Here is an 18,066-nt window from a genome sequence, read left to right as displayed (position 1 = left end):
GAACTTAGTTCGTCTTTACAAATGATGTATAATGGCAACAAAGTGATTCAAAAACCTACTTACCTTGTATTATCTCCATGAAGCGAAAAGCCTTACTCCTTGTTTTAGCGCTCGTTTTTCTAGAATGGCTAGATTTCAGTCTTTATCTTTATTTAGCTAAATCAGTGTTTGCCGTGAAGTTTTTCCCGCCTTCTGAGTATAGCCTGGAACTGACTTTTGCTTTGTTTGCTGCAGCCTATTTTGCTCGCCCTGTGGGGGGGTGGCTTTTTGGTTGTAAAGCTGATTTGAGTGGTCGTCGTAATCCAATGGTATTTTCAGCTGCACTGATGGGTTTGGCTACATTAGGTATCGCCCTTTTGCCGGATTATGCACAAATAGGCTTATGGGCTACTTGGGGTTTACTTTTATTACGCATGGCACAAGGTTTAGCGTTGGGAGGAGAAATAAATACTTCTGCCATGTTTTTAGTCGAGCATCATCCTCACAGGGTGTTGTTAGCAGGCGCCTTGGTTGCAGCAGGTGGTGCTTTCGGTATGTTTATAGGAAGTGCTTTAGCAACTTTGTTGCAGTACATTTCATTACCGGAAGTTTGGCGAATCATTTTTGCTTTAGTGGGTTTTGTTTCCTTATGGGTTTGTCATTTACGTAAACAATTACAAGAGTCGCCGGAGTTTCGTAAAAATCAATTGCCGATGGCCGGTATTTGGCGACGTTACTGGCGAGGATTTGTAAATATTGCTGCCATTGCTTTTTTTGTGAGCATAACTGTTTATATCTGCAATGTGTTTTGGGTGTCTTTTGCAATTGATAGGCAGTTGTGGAGTGAGAAGGCTTGTGCATGGACCGGTTCGCTGGCGCAATTGGCTTCGGCCTTATTGGCGATACCTATTGCTTATTTTGCCAAGCCTAAGCAGGTGTATCATTTGATGCGCGCAAGCATGTTGCTGGCAATTATAACTGCTCCGGCCCTTTTTTATTTTACTCTACAAGCAAAGACGGTCGGGGTTTTAATTGCTATTACTGGTTATGCACTAACCAATGCATTAATTTGCGCCTCATTGTATTATTTACTTTATCTTCAACTCCCCGCTCAATACCGTTGCCGTGGTGTCTCCACCATCTGGGCAATAGCCGCAGGTCTTGGTGCAGTCGGACTCCCTATTGCAGAGCAAGCCACCATCATGAAAATCTTTTGGTTACCGGGTTTATTAGTCGCTATGACAGTCACTTTATGCTTCATTCTACTTTCCAACTATCAATACCAGTTTGGGTATTCGACAAATGATAAAATGACAGAGGGACTTTAATAGCGGCAAGATATTAGCCTTTTAAGTGGCTATTATTTTTAATACTCAGATAGGACAGTAAGGTTACGAACATCATCGTTAAAATAGTAATTAAAGCGATGGGCCCATAAATTTCCATATGACTTGAGGCACTGAAAGGTTCCAGTATTTGTATCAAACTTTGGATCCCATAAATTGCCACGGCTTCCAACCAGAAGAATCGATTAGAAAAGACATTTATTTTGCTTGCTTGTTCAAGATCATATTTAGCAATGTAAAGAGCAAAAAATTGAAAAATAAGATAAACGACCAGAAACCAGCCAAAATAATTTTTTAAAGGGACACCAAAATAACTGCCTGCCTCTTTCCATACCCATAAGGAACCAACAGTGGATGCCAATGGATCCATGCAGAGATCCCACATAACCATGATGAATGCTGCAATCAAGGGGATTAAAAAGATTTGTTTCCCTTGAAGCCTCTTGGCGTATTGATCGAGCAATATATGGGATAAAATCCAGGAAGCATAACCAGTTCCAAAATAAGCCAACATGATAATAAGAGGGACTTGAAATAAACGTGGCCCCGCTAATTTATCGTAGTGGTAATAACTAAAAGGAAAACCGGTTTGAATGCTAAGGGCCTCGAAAAAATGACTGACAAACCAGGTAATGATAAAAAATATCAGCAGATTCTTCATCCCGTAACGTTCTTTGCCATGTAGTGAGACAGCAATAAAAATAGAAAAGACGAGTACGATGGGTACAATATCCCAAGCCAGTGGGGAATGCCAAAAAACGGAGGCAACAGTAAGAATAAGATAAATAACAATAAATGCCCATCTGACTGGATTAAAGCCTTCCATAGGGTTTTGTTTGTTAATCATAAAGTACGTCCCTTTTTAATAACAACTGTCCTGAGTCAGGTCGGGTTATCTACCTTGATTTCTAGTACTTATCTTATATGACTATGCCTGCGATAGGAATCTTTGAGTTGATAGTATCGGATGACGATAAGAATGATTTCTTAAGCAAATTCTATTAACGGAAATTAAGAGCAGCTTGAGGTTTAAATTTTAAATTAATTGTTTTTTTTTAAGTCCTATTAATTGGAAATTAAACCTTAGATGATTTTGCTATCCTTAAAGTTAAATTTAAATCCACAAAGACTTTTTATAACTCAAAAAGGCAATTCAACGAGTCCATTAAATCATCAAATTAATTTATGACGACTCAATATTGTCATAATAATACCATTGAACTGGGTGTCCATTTCTGCTTAATATGAATATTCCTCTGGAATCGGACTCTAAGGAATGGATCAATGACCCTGCCAGTGAAGGCGTTACGTTATCAACAGTTAAAATTTTTGGGAGCTACAACGCCCTCTGGTCATGAGGTTTCGGAAGTTGAATTTGTTGATGTTGATGGCCAAACAAAGACCGGATTTTTTAAACCTTTGGATAGCACCTATCCACCCTTACTTGCCAAGTACTCTGTCGCTATCAGTGTAGCGCTTCGTCTTGCACTCGGTGATCGTGCAGCGGAAGATCGTCTTGTTTTTGATGATGAGGGCAAAATTGTAGGTTCAATATCGATTAGTTTAACCAACTTTAAACCCTTGCTTTGTTCACTGGAAACAATTCCTGCTGATCCACAAAAGAGGGAGCAGGTATGCCCTTCTGTGGCTTCGTTACTGCGTTACAATGTCGTTGAATGGCTGGTCGCTGCCTTCCACTACAAATGTGATGATCGTCATCCTGGTAATATTGGCCTCGTCGGCATGATTGACTGGGATATGTTTCTTTACCATATCACTTCCATTATTAAAGGCCAACGCTTGATTGATGGCATTCTCAAGGAGGCGCCGGAAAAAGGGATGAGGTTAAAGTCGACCAATTTGGATAATTTTCCAATCCTTGACGATAGAACACATTGGCCTTCTAATGCACTCCCAGGCAATCTTAATGTTAATAAACGTTGCATGTCTTACGCTGCATTTCAAGCCTTAGCCGAGAATCCGTCTACAGAAATTAATGAGAAGACGGTTCATTTTCAAGAGCAGCTTTTTGCTGCATTATTGAAGGAATTGCTCACTTTTGACCCCAATGTATTGCGTGTGCGTTTAGAAGAGTATCTGGGCGATTTACCTTTAGATTATTTTTCTCTTGGCGATGAAAAGAAAGAGAAACTGCAAAAAAGCCACCCTAAATTATTTACGGAACAAGCTGACAAGCAATTATTTATTGATCATATGATGGCAGTTTTACAAGAGCAATATGATGAGTTTTATCGAGCTGTAGTGTTCTATATTGGCTGTGATAAGAACAAAAGTGGTGTGCCTGTCGTCTCTTTTAGCAGTTTTTTGCGTAATAGACCGTCGGTTTATCATGAGATTAAGGGGTGGGCAACGTGTCAAAATAAAAGGATGGATCATTGTTGGAGCCAGTACCAATCGAAGAAATCCACTACTACAACCATAACTCCAGAAACCGGTGATGCAAGCCCTTTGGATGCCTATTGTGTAGGACCCGAGGGGCGATACAATTTGGAAACGCTGGAGCAGCGCTACCATAAAATCTGGCGCGATGCTCATGTACTTCAATTGAATAACATTATTCTTGAGGCGCGTATTTTAGCTCATGAATTGGCCAATAATTTGTCAACGGAGTCCATGCCTTTAGAACTAGGTGAGTCGGTGATGATCGATGAGTTGAGCTCATTAACAGAAGCTTGGCAGCTCCTTGGTGAAACACCCTCTCTTAGTGAATCAAGGCGGATAGAATGCGATTCAAATAGTAGCTTACGTCAGGGGTTATATATTCTGGAACAATTTATTGAGCAATTAAGTAAATGTGCTCATCAGTACTATCGTTTAAATTTAACTGAACTGACGATAGAAAATAATCAGGCTTTTTGTGATGATTTAGCAAAAATAATCAGAGACCATGAAAAGGATATTTATAAGACTTTCGGTAGAAGTACCTGGGCGTTTAAATTTGTTAAAATTGTTGAAGAGTTACAGCGTTACTATGGTGGATTGCATTTTCAACGTCATTTGCGTTCTACCGATGCAGAGTTGTTCACTAGCGTAAGATACGATTATCCTGCTTTACTGAAGCGCTCCCATACGGAAGAGGAAATCGTTAATGCTTGTTTAAGTGCTTTATTTGATTGGGCTAATGCGCTGGATAAAAAGATTCTTGAAGGCCATATTTTGGCAATTATTAAAGAATGCTATCAACCCAGTCCATGGAATATCGTAGCAAACCGTACACGAGCTGAAGAGGTGCAGCTTTATTTAAAAGACTGTGATGACGATGGCGCTAATTGCCTGGCTTCTATTTTAAGTGTAGGTGGACATGAAACCACCTCTTTGAATACGCTGCTCATTACTCATTTGATCCCTGAAATGCTCAAAGACACTATTGGTCAAGTGGATGTCAATCTTATGGGGGTGCGTGATGCTTGTGAGCGCGGTGAGTTTGATGCACTCGCTTATACTTGTAGCGCAACAAAGTACGCACGAGAAGAGGGGCGTTTTACGCATGTTTATACTCATAAAAATATGGCCCAATTTAATAGCGCGGTCTATAGATGGATTAACAGTATGGATGTAAGCGCTTTTCAAAAAATGGTTGAAGCCGCCCTGGGAGAATATGAACCTTACAGGCTTAATTTTCTAAGTCAGAAAAGAAGGGGACCGGAGGTACGAGGTTATCTTTATGACCAGCAGGGTCCGAGTAATCGTCAAGTTCTTGCCAATATTTTTGCCAATGGAAAGGTAAATGAGAATTCATTAAACACGTTCTTATTTAAAAGAGTTATTAAGGCAATGCAGGAAGATTTTAGTCGTTATAGAAATGAATTCCCACCAGGATACAGTACGATAATGAAAATGGATAAGCTGAATATGCAGGTTTTTCTTAATTCGTTGGAAGCGTACGCAGAAATTTATAAGAAAATGAATGAAAAGACAGCCAATGTCGTATCATCTTGCCAATAACATCAAGTGGAAATCTATCATTTAACTATCAAGGCTATGATAATGACGGTCTTTCACGGTATTATTCGCAACTGATTTTATTTTACTTGTTTCCTATGGTTAATGATTATTTAAAAACGTTGCCCCAATATTTGATACCAAAACCGGCTCTTACTCATTTGGCTGGCTTCTTGGCGAATGTACGTACTCCTGCCATTAAAAATACGCTGATTCGGTGGTTTATTCAAAAATATGGTGTGGATATGAAAGAGGCAAGAGAAGAAAATCCCAATAATTACGCTTGTTTTAATGACTTTTTTATTCGTCATTTAAAGCCTGAATGCCGACCTTTTGCCAAAGCCGATATTATTTCTCCCGTAGATGGGGCTATCAGTGAGTTGGGGGCTATCGAAAAAGGACAGATCTTCCAGGCCAAAGGGCGCTATTACACGACAACAGAGTTATTAGCCTGTGAAGAAAGCGTAAGCGGGCAATTCTCACAAGGGCGGTTCGCCACGCTTTATTTGTCACCAAAGGATTATCACCGCATTCATATACCTATTGATGCAACGTTAAGAGAAATGATTTATGTGCCGGGAAAATTATTTTCTGTCCAGCCTACTACTGTGCGTGTTATACCTCAATTGTTTGCTCGTAATGAGCGGTTAGTTGCTTTTTTTGATACCCGGGCTGGTTTGATGGCAATGGTTCTGGTCGGTGCAACAATTGTAGGCGCTATTGGTACCCGCTGGAGTGGGGATATCAAGCGTTCAGTGGAAAAACAATATTTTTCCGCCAATCAAATCACCACCAGTAAAAGTATACGGCAAGGTGACGAAATGGGCTATTTTAAATTGGGTTCAACGGTGGTGCTTTTATTTGCTGATGGTCGGCGTGTGGATTGGCTGGATACTCTGCGTGCCGGAACAAGCATTCGTTATGGCGAATCTTTGGCTGTAATGAAGGATTAGATAGGTTACAGTGCAGAAAACGCCTGACCAGATAATGATAGTTGAATTGCCAATTTTAGAATGTTAAAATCCAGCCGCCCCAGTGCTCTAGATTATTGCCAGGCATGCTGCGTATAGACTTCTATGGATTTTGTACCTCAACATCCAAGAGTATTTAAATTCTCCCCCACGCAAGATAAGGAAATCAAAATGCAAAAAGGTATGGTATCGAAAACGCATACAATAAATATCAGGGCCTCTCACGTAAATACCGGGACAATAGCCCGTCAAACCTGGTTTCCAATTATAAGCGCGAAATGTCAAACCCAAATTGAAAAGCTGGTGCGTGCGGGAGACAAATTCAGTCAGGAAAAAGCTACTCAAATTAGGTTGGCAGTTCAGCGACTCGATGATTTAATTACGTTGAAAGAAGCTATATCAAAACCTGGGGTTACTCGTGTTGACCAGGAGAATGGCGGGGAAAACATGAGAAAATTGTCCCGGGCAGATTTTTCTGATCTGGGAACATTAATACGTTATCAATCCGAAATATGGACTTGGTATGGACCGTATCCAGGGGCTAATAATCCGATAGACTTAAAGGATGAATACGATAATGATCGCACCGATAGGTTTGATAAACTCCATTCAATTCAGGATGCGGTAAATATTTCCTATACCAATATATTTAACCTGGGTTTTTTCAAAATGAATGCCTATTATGGTCCATTATGGGGTAAAACAAATATGCTTGCTGAATTCGAACAAGACATGTCGGCAGGGCTAACACCATCGGGCAATCTACAGTATTAATTGAGCACGTCCCTTGGCATTCTATCGAATTGATGGTCCCAGGGGGCTTAGAGTCGGACCCAACGGGGAAATGCCTGCGGGACCTATGTCAAACCCTAATGGTAAAAGTGTGTAATCCTGGTCTTTTCACTGAAAAGCAGTGTTTTTAATGGTGATTGTCATACACGTTCCCATTGCGGAGAACAGGCCTTCCTACAGAGTAATACCAGGCAAATTGCGCTTCTTGTACCCGGTACCAATCCAGACAGTTGCGTCCATCGATGAGGGGGGCCTTTCTAAGGGCTTGTGATAAGACCTCTAAGGGAAATTGTTTAAATACAGGCCATTCCGTGGCAATGACTAACGCATCAAGGTTGGGGTTCAAAACAGACTCGGCATCTTCACACCATACAATGGCGGACTCTGCCGTGAAAAGGATTTTTGCTGCGCCCATGGCCGCTGGATCATAGACCCGTACAGTTGCGCCAGCTTCAAGGAGTGCACGTATTAACTCCAAACTACTTGCTTCCCGCATATCATCAGTGCCTGGTTTAAAGGCCAGCCCCCAGATGCCAATGGTTTTATTCTGGAGGCCATGATCAAAATGCCTGAATAATATATCAATGGCCCATTTTTTTTGTACTTGATTAATAGTCTCGATTGCTTCCAATAGGCTTGTCTCGGCATGAATGGCTTTTGCCGTGTGCAGTAAGGCGCGAGTATCTTTGGGAAAACATGAGCCGCCGTAGCCAATGCCTGCCTGTAAAAAATGGGGGCCAATACGGTGATCTAACCCTATTCCTTGTTGAATGTCATCGATATGAGCCCCCATTTTTTCTGCAATACTGCCAATTTGATTAATAAAACTGATTCTGCAGGCAAGCATGGCGTTGGCTGCGTATTTCGTCAATTCAGCGGAGCGTCTACTCATACAGAGAAGAGGGATCCCTTGATCTGTCAGTGGCTTATACATCTCTTGTAGTGGTATGAGTGCAGATTTTTCTCCACCAATTATAATCCGATCGGCATATAGAAAGTCATTAACAGCACATCCCTCCCGTAAAAATTCAGGGTTGGAGACAACTTGAACACGATAGGAAGCATGGCGGCGCAATAACCCATCAGAAATTCGCTGTTGTATAATATCGCCGGTTCCTACAGGGACAGTGGATTTGATTATTAATGTTGCGTCTGAGCAAATTTCATTAATAAAAGAATCAATTACTGAGAATACCTGGGATAAGTCCGCACTTTGGTCAGGCAACTCAGGAGTTCCGGTTGCAATTATATGCAAACTGCTTTGCTGGATTGCCTGTGTTAACGAGCTGGTAAATTGTAAGCAGCCGTTTTGCAATTGTTCTTGTATCAACTCAGGGAGTTGTTCTTCATAAAGAGGGCAACGACCTTCTTGCAGATCACGAATACGCTGCGTATGAATATCAACACAAAGAACCTGATGCCCAATTTTTGCAAGACATGCCGCAGAAACCAAGCCGACATATCCCGCACCATACACTGAAATAATCATAGCCGTTGTCCTCAAGGATTTGTGTGGAAGATATTCATGCTGAATTAGAACAAATTTGTATGTATAAATACTTCTGCAATTAGCGTGTTTTCATTAAATCCTTTGTGTTGCTAATACTACATATTGCTTGAGGCTGGATAAAATAATAGAACACCAAGTTTTGCTTTATGTGCAGAATTTCCTGGAGATATAGCTTACAAGAAAACACTTCTTTTAACATTAGCTTTTTAAGGAGGGGAGTAAAAAAGAAACGGGTAATTCTTAAACTCTTTAAATCGCAGTGGCATGATTCACTTTACGCTTGGTCTTGGCAACGCCTGGTTGATCAAAGGGATTAATACCCCAAATAACACCCTGCGCAAAAATTTTATGTTCATATAGTGCAACCAGCGCGCCGATAGTATAGGGTGAACACGAATCTAAATGAAGGTGGTTCATGGTTATATTTCCGGGAGTAAAATCAGAAGCACTATCAAAACCAGTTTCACCTTTAGCTAATAAATTTATCTTTAAATTACATAGCTCATTAATAAGTTGCCCGTTATTTGGTTTTAGTGAAATAAAATCGGCTGTAACTTTATGTGTGCCTTGAGATAGTAATTGGTAATAACTATGTTGCGCTTGATTCCCTAAGCCACCCCAGACGATAGGGCCAGTTTTGTAATTCACTGTACGTCCATATATATCAACAGATTTACCATTGCTTTCCATGTCGAGTTGTTGAAGATAGGGAACAAAGAGTTCAAGATTTTTGGAATAAACCCAAAAGAGTAAATTGTTAATGTGTAAAAAATTATTATTCCAGATGCCTAAAAGTGCCAGAAGTATGGGTAAATTCGTTGAAATATTACTGTATTGAAAATGGTTATCCATCTCATGAGCTCCCGCAAGAAGCTCGCTAAACATTTCAAAGCCGATGCCAATAGCTGTGATTAAGTTAATTGCGGAACACAGTGAGTAGCGCCCCCCTACCCATTCCCAAATTGGAATAATAGTCTTAATCCCATATTGAGCTGCCTTTTCCTGATTAGCTGTTACGGCGATTACATGGTTTGCCACATATTGTTTGTTGCCTAGCCATTCTATGGCTTTTTTAGCATTATAGAGTGTTTCTTGAGTGCTAAAAGATTTTGAAGAGATAATAAACAAGGTGGTTTCTGGTTTTAAATGGCCAAGTGCATATTGAAAGTTAGAGGGGTCAGCGTCTGATATAAAATGTAGGCCCAGGCTAGGGCTAATATATTCTCTTAGGGCATTAACGCAAAATCGAGGGCCTAAATCTGATCCCCCTATGCCGATGTTAACGATATCTTTTATAGGTTCCCCAGAAAAACCAAGCCATTGTTTGCTTCTAATCTTCTCTGCAACATGCTGTATAGTTTGGCGTGCTTTCAAGATTTCAGGCATCACATCCTGTCCATCTACAAAAACAGGGGTACCAGCAGGTGCTCGAAGCGCGGAATGCAAGGCGGGCCGGTTTTCGCTTATATTAACTTTTTCTCCTTGAAACAGACCTGTTATTTTGGTGAATAACTCTCGCTCTTTGGCTAAATCAAAGAGAAAAGATAATGTTTCTGTAGTGATACGTTGATAGGAATAATCAAGTTGGATACCACAGGTTTTCGTCATAAAATCCTGGGTATGTACGCTGGGGTTAAAATCACTTAATAGTCTAAATTTACGAGCATCGGCATGTTGCTGTAATGTCTTCCAGCTGCTGGTAGAAGTAAGGTGCATTATATAGAAATATCCATATTTTTGAGACTTGTCGTATTAATTTTAAAAAAGCATAGTGTACTTTAAAAGTTACTGAAGAAAAACATCACTTTATTTGAGAGAAGGCGCTCTTGAGCGCTTAAACGTTTAAAATTAATATGGTACCGAGAAGAGGACTCGAACCTCCACGGGGTCACCCCCACTAGCACCTGAAGCTAGCGTGTCTACCAATTCCACCACCTCGGCATAGGTCGCTAAAATACTCAAGATCAGTTAAGCTGTCAATCTTTATTGGGCCTGCTCTTAAAAATAGACCAATTAATTTTGTCTATGAGGTGAAGTCTGGTAAAAATTTTAGTGGATACTCTTCGGGCGTATGAGATGGCTATACTTAATTTAATTGAAAAATCGGTTGATTGTTGTTTTGCTTTTCTACCACGAAAAAAACCAGATAAAAACGTACTATCAGAGGTTTGCCTTATTGCCCACCGGGGTGCACATGATAAGAAACTGCAATTAATAGAAAATACTGACGCCGCCTTTGAACGTGCTTTGGCTTTAGGATGCTGGGGTATAGAACTTGATATTCATGCGACAGCAGATGGTGTGTTGGTAGTCAATCATGATCCTACCCTAACGCGGCTTTGGGGTAAGGATCTCGCCATCAGAGACCTAAGCTTTACGGCTTTGCGTAAATTGGTCCCTACTCTGCCTAGCCTTGCTGAAGTGATTGATCGATATGGCAAACGGCTTCATTTATTCATTGAGCTTAAGGCGCCTTTTACTCAGGAAGCCGCGTTGATTTCTACCTTAAGACCATTGACCCCCTGTATTGATTACCACTTACTTAGTTTGAATGAACCCCTCTTTGCTTCTTGTTCAAAGTTGCCACGTGAAGTGATGTTGTTAGTCGCCGCCCATAACAATGTTACCCAGTTCTGCCAGCTCAGCTTAAAGAGGTGTTATGCTGGGGTCTTGGGTCACTATTTACTATTGAACAATAATAAAATTAACCAGTTGCGCTCAGCTAATCAGCGGGTTGGTGTGGGTCTTGTTGATTCAAAATTTGGCTTATATAGAGAGTTAAATCGTGGTCTGCATTGGGTGTTTAGCGATAATGTCAGCTTGCTTCGTTCTTGTTTGCAGGAGTTAGAAACAGGAAATCGAGTGTGAAATGAAATTGGTTGGCGGCTCATTGTTTCTAATAAGTGACACTCAGGCCAAGAGGCCTGAGCGTCATTGAAATGGAGCCACTTAGCGAGGATTTACCATTTCTTCAGGTTTAACATAGTCATTGAATTGTTCAGCGGTTAAAAATCCGAGTTTTACGGCTGCCTCTTGCAATGAAATGTTTTCATGATGAGCAGTTTTAGCAATTTTAGCTGCTTTATCATAACCAATATGCTGGTTTAAGGCGGTTACCAGCATGAGAGAGTGGTGGAGGTAGTAATCAATGGTTGTCTTATTCGCCTGTAAACCCTCCACACAAAACTCTTGGAAAGAATGACAGGTGTCGGCTAACAGGTTTAATGAATGCAGGACATTAAATATAATGACGGGTTTAAACACGTTTAGCTCAAAATTACCTTGGCTGGCAGCAATAGCAACCGTCGTATCATTGCCGATTACCTGAGCGCAAACCATGGTCATTGCCTCGCATTGGGTAGGGTTCACTTTGCCAGGCATAATCGAAGAACCAGGCTCATTTTCAGGTAGAATCAATTCGCCAATACCGCAACGTGGACCTGAACCCAGCCAGCGTACATCATTAGCAATTTTCATTAATGCACAGGCTAGGGTTTTCAGTGTGCTATGGGCTATTACCAGGGGCTCATGTGAAGCCAAGGCTGCGAATTTATTGGCGGCAGAGATAAAAGGCAGTTTGGTAATGGTGGCGATATGGGTTGCCGCTTTAACTGCAAATTGGGGATGGGTATTTAAGCCTGTACCGACAGCGGTGCCGCCCAACGCCAATTCATACAGTTCAGGCATTACCCCTTCGATGCGATGGATACAAGCGTCCAATTGCGCGACATAACCAGAAAATTCTTGTCCCAGGGTTAGTGGTACAGCGTCTTGTAAATGAGTTCGGCCAATTTTTACAATGTCTTTGAAGCTGTTCATCTTGGCAGCCAAGGCATCACGCAAGTTACGTACAGCAGGCAGTAGTTTATTATGAAAGGCAATTGCCGCGGCAATATGCATCGCAGTAGGGAATGTGTCATTTGAGGATTGTGACATATTGACATGATCATTAGGATGGATTGGTGTTTTACTACCTTTGATGCCACCTGCCATTTCAATTGCGCGATTGGAAATAACCTCGTTAACATTCATATTGGATTGAGTGCCGCTACCCGTCTGCCAGACATGGAGAGGAAAATGTTCATCTAATGAACCGCTGCTAACCTCCTCTGCTGCTTTAACAATTAAATCAGCTTTATCTTTGGGCAATTTGCCAAGCTCAAGATTAGTAAGCGCTGCTGCTTTTTTCAAAATACCGAAGGCGTGTGATACTTCAATCGGCATAATATCGCGGCCAATATTGAAGTGATGCAAGGAACGCTCTGTTTGCGCTCCCCAGTATTTATCGGCGTCAACAGCAATTTCGCCCATACTATCTGTTTCGATACGCGTGCTAGCCATCGTAATTATTTCCCCTTAGATAAAAACAAAATTCTAGCATAGAGCATCCGGTCACTTAATTAATTTTTATAAGAATAGGTAATTAAATTGATTATTCACCTAAGAGGATGAAATCGTATGTATTTTTTAAATACTGCCTTCCGGACCATGCTTTAACTCCATGAAATCTGACGTATACTAGGGCAAAATTGCCTGCTGCGAGTAAACGTGAGAGTTGTTCGTATTTATCAACCTGGACCCTATCATTGTGGTCAGGAGTTCGAGTTATCCGCTGAGGCGGCACAACATGTCGGTGTGGTTTTGCGTATGCAGCCAGGCCAACAAATTGTCCTATTTTGTGGGGATAATCGTGAATTTGATGCAACCATTGCCAGTGTGCACAAAAAGAAAGTCCTTGTTACTGTGCTAACAGAACGAAACGTTAATAGGGAGTCGCCAAGAATCATTCATTTAGCCCAGGCTGTTTCAAAGGGTGAGCGTATGGAGTTTGTCGTGCAAAAAGCAGTGGAATTGGGTGTTACTGCGATTACTCCTCTTATTACGGCGCGCTCGGTGGTCAAATTAGACAAAGAGCGAATGGAAAAGAAGCTTGCGCAATGGCAGACCATTGCGGTTTCCGCTTGTGAACAATCAGGGCGTAATCAAATTCCTGTTATTACACCTACTCTCTCTTTAGACGATTATTTAAAAAAAGAGCAGGCCTCCTTGAAATTTATTTTATATCCTGAGGCGGCAAAGACCTGGCGAGATTATAATTTTTCCCAGGCAGACATTGCTTTGTTAATCGGACCTGAGGGTGGATTTAACCAAGAAGAGATCGAACATATTTTTTCTTTTAATTTTAGGCCCTTATGTTTAGGGCCACGTGTATTACGTACAGAAACTGCGGCAATTGCAGCGATTAGCGTGTTGCAAGCTATCGGCGGTGATCTATAATGCTAGTCAGACAATTTAATCAAGAGGTTTTTCATGAGCGATAACATTAAGACAGTTACTGATGGCAGCTTTGAGCAGGATGTATTGAATTCTACTAAGCCCGTGTTAGTGGATTTTTGGGCTGAGTGGTGTGGTCCTTGTCGTGCATTAACACCAATCCTGGAAGAGGTGGCGGCTAATCACAGCGATAGTATCAGTTTTGCCAAAATCAATATCGATGAAAACCCACAAACGCCTTCTAAATATGGTGTTATGAGTATTCCGACACTTATTTTATTTAAAAATGGCCAAGTCGAAGCAGTAAAAATGGGTTTGCTTTCCAAGTCGCAATTAAGTGCTTTTGTTGAGAGTAATGCCTGATTTTAATCAATTCCATCTTCTCTCCAGCTTATAATTAAAGATGGAGAGATAAAAAAACAGTGGATCTCTTGGAAAAGCTATGTTAGGCTCTTAGTTCAATATGTGGCTATACTCAGAGCCGCCACTTCAAGTTAACCCAATTTAGTTTTATAGCGCTACTGGTTTGTTGCTGTATAGTATAAGATGGGTAAAGTAAGTCTGGCGAACTTAGAGTGATGCCAAGTTGTCCTTCCTAAAATTATCTCGGAAATCCATTTCGTTTAACCAACACATCAAGTGAGAAGTATGAATCTTAGTGAACTTAAGCAATTACCCATTGCCGATCTTGTTAATATCGCTCAAGAAATGGGGGCTGAAAATACTGCCCGCATGCGTAAACAGGATATTCTTTTTGCCATCCTCAAAGCACATTCGCACAAAGGAGAAGATATTCTTGGCGGTGGAGTTTTGGAAGTATTAACCGATGGTTTTGGCTTTTTGCGATCTGAAGACGGCTCCTACCAGGCAGGGCCGGATGATATTTATGTTTCTCCCAGCCAAATAAGACGGTTTGGTTTGCGTACTGGAGATACCATAACAGGCAAAATTCGGCCACCTAAAGACAATGAGCGTTATTTTGCCCTGCTGAAAGTCGATCAAATCAATTTCGACTCACCAGAAAGCGCTAAGCGTAAAATTTTATTTGAAAACTTGACTCCTTTATTCGCTACCCAGCGGTTGGTCATGGAACAAGGAAATGGCAGTACAGAAGATCTGACGGCTCGTGTTGTTGATCTTTGTGCTCCTTTTGGTCGTGGTCAGCGTGGCCTTATCGTTTCTCCGCCGAAAGCGGGTAAAACATTAATGCTACAGAACCTCGCCCATTCGATTGAGAAAAATTACCCTGAATGTTATCTGATTGTGTTATTAATTGATGAACGTCCAGAGGAAGTTACCGAAATGCAACGTTCGGTAAAAGGTGAAGTGGTAGCAAGTACTTTCGATGAGCCAGCGAATCGCCACGTACAAGTTGCGGAAATGGTTATCGAAAAAGCAAAACGTCTGGTTGAACATAAGCGTGATGTGGTTGTTTTACTTGATTCTATTACCCGGTTAGCGCGCGCTTATAACACCGTTGTTCCTTCATCAGGAAAGGTGCTGACAGGTGGTGTGGATGCTAATGCTTTACAGCGACCCAAGCGTCTTTATGGTGCTGCACGTAATATCGAAGAAGGTGGTAGTTTAACTATTATAGCAACAGCGCTGGTGGATACTGGTTCCAAGATGGATGAGGTGATTTACGAAGAGTTTAAGGGAACCGGTAATATGGAAATCCACTTAAGCCGTAATATCTCCGAGCGCCGTGTATTCCCTGCCATTAATATCAATCGTTCTGGTACACGTCGTGAAGACCTGTTATTGAGTCCGGAAGAATTACATCGTACCTGGATTCTGCGTAAAATTCTGCAATCTATGGATGAATGTGATGCCATTGAGTTCTTACTCGAGCGCATGAAAAATCACAAGACAAATGCTGAATTTTTTGAAGCGATGAAACGCCAGGAATAAAGTTGGTTTCGGTGTTGCTGGGAGTCGCTATTTGCGCAGCCCTGCTTCACCCCGTTCTCGCGGATAGACAGGCGACTTAAGTTTACCCTTTGTTTTTGTATGAGGTCGCCTGTACCATAATCAACGCAATTAATTTTCCCGAATTCTTACTCATGAAATATGCTGATCTTCGTGACTTTATCGAGCAGTTAGAAACTCGCGGCTTATTGCGTCGTATCGCTTATCCTGTATCGCCAAATCTTGAAATGACGGCTGTCAGTGATAGGGTTTTACGAGCTGGAGGGCCAGCATTACTGTTTACTCATCCTAAAAATAGTACGATGCCTGTATTGACCAACTTGTTTGGTACCGTTGAACGGGTAGCACTCGGCATGGGTGAAGAAACTATTACAGCCTTGCGTGAAATAGGTAAACTTTTAGCTGCATTAAAAGAGCCTGAACCACCAAAGGGTTTTAAAGATGCATTCAGTAAATTACCGCTGCTCAAACAAGCTTTGAATATGGCACCAAAATACGTCAGTAGCGCAGCATGCCAGACTCATGTTTGGGAGAAAGATGAGGTGGATTTAGCTCGCTTGCCCATTCAAACCTGTTGGCCGGGTGACGTTGCACCACTTATTACCTGGGGATTAGTGACTACTAAAGGACCCCATCAGCCACGTGAAAATATAGGGATTTATCGCCAACAAGTAATAGGCAAAAATAAACTAATAATGCGCTGGTTGTCACACCGTGGGGGCGCTTTGGATTATCAAGCCTGGCAGAAAGCCTATCCTGGCGAGAGATTCCCGGTTGCGGTAACGTTAGGTGCTGATCCTGCAACCTTGCTGGCAGCGGTTACTCCTGTACCTGATACGTTATCAGAATACGCTTTTGCCGGGTTATTGCGAGGGCAACGTACACAACTTACTACCTGCATTGGTAGTGATTTACATGTGCCGGCCAGTGCTGAAATTATTTTGGAAGGGTTTATTGAGCCCGGCTTGGAGGCTGATGAAGGACCGTTTGGCGATCATACTGGTTATTATAATGAGGTGCAGTCTTTTCCTGTATTAACTGTTGAACGAATTAGTTATCGCGACAAGCCTATTTATCATAGTACTTACACGGGTCGGCCTCCTGATGAACCGGCGATTTTAGGCCTGGCTCTCAACGAGGTATTTATTCCTTTACTACAAAAACAATTCCCGGAAATTGTAGATTTTTACTTGCCTCCAGAGGGATGTTCTTATCGTTTAGCGGTTGTCACCATTAAAAAACAGTATCCTGGCCATGCAAAGCGAGTAATGATGGCGGTTTGGTCTTTTTTAAGACAGTTTATGTACACCAAATTTGTTATTGTCTGTGATGACGATATTGATGCACGGAATTGGCAGGATGTAATTTGGGCTATAACTACTCGTATGGACCCTTTGCGCGATACGGTAATGGTTGATAATACACCGATAGATTATCTTGATTTTGCCTCACCAGTCTCTGGTTTGGGTTCGAAAATGGGAATGGATGCAACCAATAAATGGCCAGGAGAAACTCAGAGAGAATGGGGTACGGCAATTACTATGGATAAAGGCGTCTTAGAGCGAGTCGATAATTATTGGTCTCAACTGGAATTGGATACATGAGTAGTACTGTTGTTAGTGCGCGAATAGAGAGTATTACTCCCCTTACCGATACTATTTTACAAGTTATTTTGCTGCCTGAGCGCTATGTTGATTACCAGGCAGGACAATATTTGCAAATTTTATCTGGCGGTGAAGAATTAAGTTATTCAATTGCTAATGCACCCTTAGGTTCCTGCAAATATGAATTACATATACGCCATAGCCAGGGGAATGCCAGTAATCAACGTCTACTTGCTGAAATCAGGCAACGAGGGGTAGTAACTATTCGGTTACCACTGGGTGAGTGTCACTTGGACAAACTACAAACTACACGGCCCATTTTATTTATTGCCGGGGGTACAGGATTTGCGCCCATTAAGGCAATGATAGAGCAATTGCTGGCAAGTGGAGATAAACGGCCCTTTGAGTTATTTTGGGGTGCACGTTCGCAAAGCGATTTGTATCTCGATGATAAGGTTATACAATGGCAGGCTCATGTGGAACGCTTTCGTTATTTTTCTTTATTTTCTAACACGAATAAAGAAACACTGATCTCTAAAGTACTTGAGCATCACCCTAACGACCTGAGTAAATGGCAGGCAGTCATTGGCGGGCCTTTTGATATGGTTTATACCATCAGAGATTGTTTAGTGGCTGCCGGGTTACCACGTACACAACAATTCGCAGACGCGTTTAGTTTTGAAGAAAAAGGAAGCTAG

General features: G+C 41.6%; 14 protein-coding genes and 1 tRNA gene. 10 read left to right on the top strand and 5 right to left on the bottom strand.

The window, feature by feature from the left end; all coding sequences use genetic code 11:
- Positions 1–77 precede the first annotated feature (77 nt).
- Positions 78–1,307 (top strand): MFS transporter, encoded by a 1,230-nt coding sequence (locus Lfee_RS08970; RefSeq protein WP_058445959.1) that lies wholly within the window; start codon positions 78–80, stop codon positions 1,305–1,307.
- 13 nt (positions 1,308–1,320) lie between these two features.
- On the opposite strand, the gene Lfee_RS08965 is transcribed toward Lfee_RS08970, so the two are convergent.
- On the bottom strand, positions 1,321–2,172 hold the full coding sequence (locus tag Lfee_RS08965; protein ID WP_058445956.1) for a carotenoid biosynthesis protein: 852 nt from the start codon (positions 2,170–2,172) through the stop codon (positions 1,321–1,323).
- A gap of 437 nt (positions 2,173–2,609) precedes the next feature.
- Between Lfee_RS08965 and Lfee_RS08960 the strand changes: the two genes are divergently transcribed.
- The 3 genes from Lfee_RS08960 to Lfee_RS08950 all read left to right on the top strand — a co-directional run bounded on the left by Lfee_RS08960 (position 2,610) and on the right by Lfee_RS08950 (position 7,033).
- Complete coding sequence (locus Lfee_RS08960) at positions 2,610–5,291, top strand: hypothetical protein (RefSeq protein ID WP_058445954.1); 2,682 nt, start codon at positions 2,610–2,612, stop codon at positions 5,289–5,291.
- A 95-nt stretch (positions 5,292–5,386) separates the two neighbouring features.
- On the top strand, positions 5,387–6,241 hold the full coding sequence (gene asd / locus Lfee_RS08955) for an archaetidylserine decarboxylase (RefSeq protein ID WP_058446304.1): 855 nt from the start codon (positions 5,387–5,389) through the stop codon (positions 6,239–6,241).
- Between the two features lie 123 nt (positions 6,242–6,364).
- Positions 6,365–7,033 carry a hypothetical protein gene (locus Lfee_RS08950; protein ID WP_131753132.1) on the top strand — a complete coding sequence of 223 codons (669 nt, stop codon included), beginning with the start codon at positions 6,365–6,367 and terminating at the stop codon, positions 7,031–7,033.
- Positions 7,034–7,178: 145 nt separating this feature from the next.
- On the opposite strand, the gene Lfee_RS08945 is transcribed toward Lfee_RS08950, so the two are convergent.
- The 3 genes from Lfee_RS08945 to Lfee_RS08935 all read right to left on the bottom strand — a co-directional run bounded on the left by Lfee_RS08945 (position 7,179) and on the right by Lfee_RS08935 (position 10,502).
- A complete protein-coding gene (locus Lfee_RS08945; RefSeq protein ID WP_058445950.1) occupies positions 7,179–8,540 on the bottom strand; it encodes a UDP-glucose dehydrogenase family protein in 1,362 nt (453 codons plus the stop codon).
- Between the two features lie 270 nt (positions 8,541–8,810).
- On the bottom strand, positions 8,811–10,280 hold the full coding sequence (pgi, locus tag Lfee_RS08940; protein ID WP_414092962.1) for a glucose-6-phosphate isomerase: 1,470 nt from the start codon (positions 10,278–10,280) through the stop codon (positions 8,811–8,813).
- A gap of 135 nt (positions 10,281–10,415) precedes the next feature.
- Positions 10,416–10,502: transfer RNA gene (locus Lfee_RS08935), tRNA-Leu, on the bottom strand.
- A gap of 135 nt (positions 10,503–10,637) precedes the next feature.
- On the opposite strand from Lfee_RS08935, the gene Lfee_RS08930 reads away from it, so the two are divergent.
- Entirely contained in the window at positions 10,638–11,429 is a 792-nt protein-coding gene (locus Lfee_RS08930; RefSeq protein ID WP_058445946.1) for a glycerophosphodiester phosphodiesterase, read from the top strand.
- Between the two features lie 81 nt (positions 11,430–11,510).
- Here Lfee_RS08930 and fumC read toward each other — a convergent pair whose 3' ends face one another.
- A complete protein-coding gene (gene fumC, locus Lfee_RS08925) occupies positions 11,511–12,902 on the bottom strand; it encodes a class II fumarate hydratase (RefSeq protein WP_058445944.1) in 1,392 nt (463 codons plus the stop codon).
- 207 nt (positions 12,903–13,109) lie between these two features.
- Here fumC and Lfee_RS08920 point away from each other — a divergent pair, with 207 nt between their 5' ends.
- The 5 genes from Lfee_RS08920 (at position 13,110) to Lfee_RS08900 (ending at position 18,066) form a co-directional block, all read left to right on the top strand.
- Positions 13,110–13,838: a 16S rRNA (uracil(1498)-N(3))-methyltransferase gene (locus Lfee_RS08920; RefSeq protein WP_058445942.1), complete on the top strand. Its 729-nt coding sequence runs from the start codon at positions 13,110–13,112 to the stop codon at positions 13,836–13,838.
- 33 nt (positions 13,839–13,871) lie between these two features.
- Entirely contained in the window at positions 13,872–14,198 is a 327-nt protein-coding gene (gene trxA / locus Lfee_RS08915; RefSeq protein ID WP_058445940.1) for a thioredoxin, read from the top strand.
- A gap of 285 nt (positions 14,199–14,483) precedes the next feature.
- Entirely contained in the window at positions 14,484–15,746 is a 1,263-nt protein-coding gene (gene rho / locus Lfee_RS08910) for a transcription termination factor Rho (RefSeq protein ID WP_058445938.1), read from the top strand.
- 152 nt (positions 15,747–15,898) lie between these two features.
- Complete coding sequence (ubiD, locus tag Lfee_RS08905; protein ID WP_058446302.1) at positions 15,899–17,368, top strand: 4-hydroxy-3-polyprenylbenzoate decarboxylase; 1,470 nt, start codon at positions 15,899–15,901, stop codon at positions 17,366–17,368.
- A complete protein-coding gene (locus tag Lfee_RS08900; protein WP_058445936.1) occupies positions 17,365–18,066 on the top strand; it encodes an NAD(P)H-flavin reductase in 702 nt (233 codons plus the stop codon). The genes ubiD and Lfee_RS08900 overlap by 4 nt, the downstream gene beginning before the upstream one ends.

This window comes from Legionella feeleii (assembly GCF_001467625.1).
GTDB lineage: Bacteria > Pseudomonadota > Gammaproteobacteria > Legionellales > Legionellaceae > Tatlockia > Tatlockia feeleii.
The sequence above is the reverse complement of the archived record's forward strand: the minus strand, read 5'-3'. Positions and strand labels throughout refer to the sequence as shown.

Bases quoted from the DNA above. Each gene is read 5' to 3' on its own strand.
- Lfee_RS08970 (WP_058445959.1), top strand. From the start codon at position 78: ATGAAGCGAAAAGCCTTACTCCTTGTTTTAGCGCTCGTTTTTCTAGAA.
- Lfee_RS08965 (WP_058445956.1), bottom strand. From the start codon at position 2,172: ATGATTAACAAACAAAACCCTATGGAAGGCTTTAATCCAGTCAGATGG.
- Lfee_RS08960 (WP_058445954.1), top strand. From the start codon at position 2,610: ATGACCCTGCCAGTGAAGGCGTTACGTTATCAACAGTTAAAATTTTTG.
- asd (WP_058446304.1), top strand. From the start codon at position 5,387: ATGGTTAATGATTATTTAAAAACGTTGCCCCAATATTTGATACCAAAA.
- Lfee_RS08950 (WP_131753132.1), top strand. From the start codon at position 6,365: ATGGATTTTGTACCTCAACATCCAAGAGTATTTAAATTCTCCCCCACG.
- Lfee_RS08945 (WP_058445950.1), bottom strand. From the start codon at position 8,540: ATGATTATTTCAGTGTATGGTGCGGGATATGTCGGCTTGGTTTCTGCG.
- Lfee_RS08930 (WP_058445946.1), top strand. From the start codon at position 10,638: ATGGCTATACTTAATTTAATTGAAAAATCGGTTGATTGTTGTTTTGCT.
- fumC (WP_058445944.1), bottom strand. From the start codon at position 12,902: ATGGCTAGCACGCGTATCGAAACAGATAGTATGGGCGAAATTGCTGTT.
- trxA (WP_058445940.1), top strand. From the start codon at position 13,872: ATGAGCGATAACATTAAGACAGTTACTGATGGCAGCTTTGAGCAGGAT.
- rho (WP_058445938.1), top strand. From the start codon at position 14,484: ATGAATCTTAGTGAACTTAAGCAATTACCCATTGCCGATCTTGTTAAT.
- ubiD (WP_058446302.1), top strand. From the start codon at position 15,899: ATGAAATATGCTGATCTTCGTGACTTTATCGAGCAGTTAGAAACTCGC.
- Lfee_RS08900 (WP_058445936.1), top strand. From the start codon at position 17,365: ATGAGTAGTACTGTTGTTAGTGCGCGAATAGAGAGTATTACTCCCCTT.